This is a genomic window from Halolactibacillus halophilus, from assembly GCF_900115605.1.
Taxonomy (GTDB): domain Bacteria; phylum Bacillota; class Bacilli; order Bacillales; family Amphibacillaceae; genus Halolactibacillus; species Halolactibacillus halophilus.
This window is the reverse complement of sequence record NZ_FOXC01000083.1, coordinates 1-1,906: the sequence shown is the minus strand read 5'-3', so window position 1 is coordinate 1,906 and position 1,906 is coordinate 1. Positions and strand designations below refer to the sequence as shown.

General features: G+C 35.2%; 1 protein-coding gene. It reads right to left on the bottom strand.

The features are described 5' to 3' along the window. Positions 1 to 41: 41 nt before the first annotated feature. Positions 42 to 1,760, bottom strand: coding sequence for an IS1634 family transposase (locus BM098_RS13180; RefSeq protein ID WP_089834115.1), 1,719 nt, complete (start codon positions 1,758 to 1,760; stop codon positions 42 to 44). Positions 1,761 to 1,906 lie beyond the last annotated feature (146 nt).

Here is a 1,906-nt window from a genome sequence, read left to right as displayed (position 1 = left end):
CAGGGGTTTAGAGAGTTTTTTCGCTTTTGAAAAAGTGAGTACTATTTTGCTTTTCTGGATAGCTTTAAATTATTTTTCATTTTTTTAATGGTATTGATTTCATAATCCGTTCGAAATCCAAATATCTCATGTAATTGATCTGTTAAATGTGTTCGTTCATAGAGCGGTATGTAGCCATCTCCCGATGTTTTCATCACATTCATTTCCCTTAAAGTTTTAATGATTTTTTGACAAGAAAAATTGTTATCCAGCTTTTGTTCTAAAATACGATAAATCAATAAAGAGAGAAAACAGGTTAAGAAATGGGCTTCAACCCTATCATCGTTTCTTACGTAGATCGGTCGCGATTTCAACTCTGTTTTCATAATTCTGAAGCTCTCTTCTATTTCCCAGCGCTGTTGATTCACACGAATCAACTCTAAAGGATCCGATGTCAGATTCGTACAAATACCGTAGAATCCATCATATTGTGCTTCCTTCTCTATAACGGACTCATCAAGAGTTACATGCATATTTTCGGCTATTTCTCCGTCTGTTGTTGCGTGTTTAACTGTAACGAATCGTAATGGATCATTGGCACGTTTCTTTTTTAATGATGAAGGATTTTCAACTTTCTTCAATGCGCGTTCTATTTGGCGCTTCCGAATGGTTTCTTGATAATGCTTATACTTCGGTGAGAATGTTACAAGTAGGCGTTGTTCTAAATCATTTTCCTTAATCCATCTTTCTTTGTAATAGGTTTCTTTGTTGTTTTCAATATTTTTAATACTTGTTAAATTAATGGGTTTGTCACTTGCTTTTGTTCTCCATCCAGAAGGGTCTAGTGCCCATTCTTTGAGGTGTTTTTTTAATTTTTTGATGGATTGTGTGGTGATAAATCCGCGACTTCCTAATGTATTGTAAATGCGATTATTTTTAGAAGATAAGCCTGCGTCTGTACAGACAACAATCTCAGACAACTCAAAATCCTTCAGGATTTTCTTTTCTAACGGTTTAAGAGATGTTTGTTCATTTTCATTCCCACCAAATATTGAGAAAGCAAGGGGAAGGCCGGAAGCATCCATAAATAAGCCCATTTGAACAATAGGATTTGGTCGATGTTCTTTTGACACTCCATACCGTTTCAAGCCTTCTTCCTGTTCCATTTCAAAATAGAAATTTGTGCAGTCGTAATACAAGATTTTCTTGTGTCGTTGAACTAATTTCAAACTGTTTTTGTAGACAGCGGATTGAATATTATCTGATTCTTTCTTAAGTATATCTAAAGCCCGGTACATCTGATGCGGCTCACATTGAATACCTTCGAGTAATTGTTTTGCTTGTTCGAACGAACTCCGCTTGGAGTTCGGGTGTAAAATGCGCATATAGATTAATTTAGATAATATTTCGTTTAAGTCATACTCGAATTTATATTTAGATTGAATATCTTGCGTGATTTTAGAGAGGCCAAGTTGATAATAAAGCGACTGTAAAAAGAGATAACCAACGTTGAATGAACGTTGTTCATCAGCGTTGATAAGTTTCTCCGCATTAAATTTTATGATGCTAGGTTCTCGTTGACTCTTTTGTTCTTCTGTTAGTTTCTTGGCGTATTGACGCGCCCATTCCTCAGGATCAACACCTGGGTGTTTTTTGCGAATCTCTTGTTCATTTCCTAAGGCTTCTATAACGCGCGTGGTTGATTTGCCGTTAATATCTCGAACATTTTCAATGACAGAATAGGAAATGGAATTTTTAGAAACACTCTTTTTTATACGCATAATCAACGCCTCGATTCAGTATTAGATACTCTTATTATAACATAGTACTAAATAGTACTCAATAATTAAAGTCGAAATTTGACATAAAAAATAAGCCATATCAAGGCTTAAGAGTGCTTTTAAAGAAATGAAGTGTCAAACTCCCG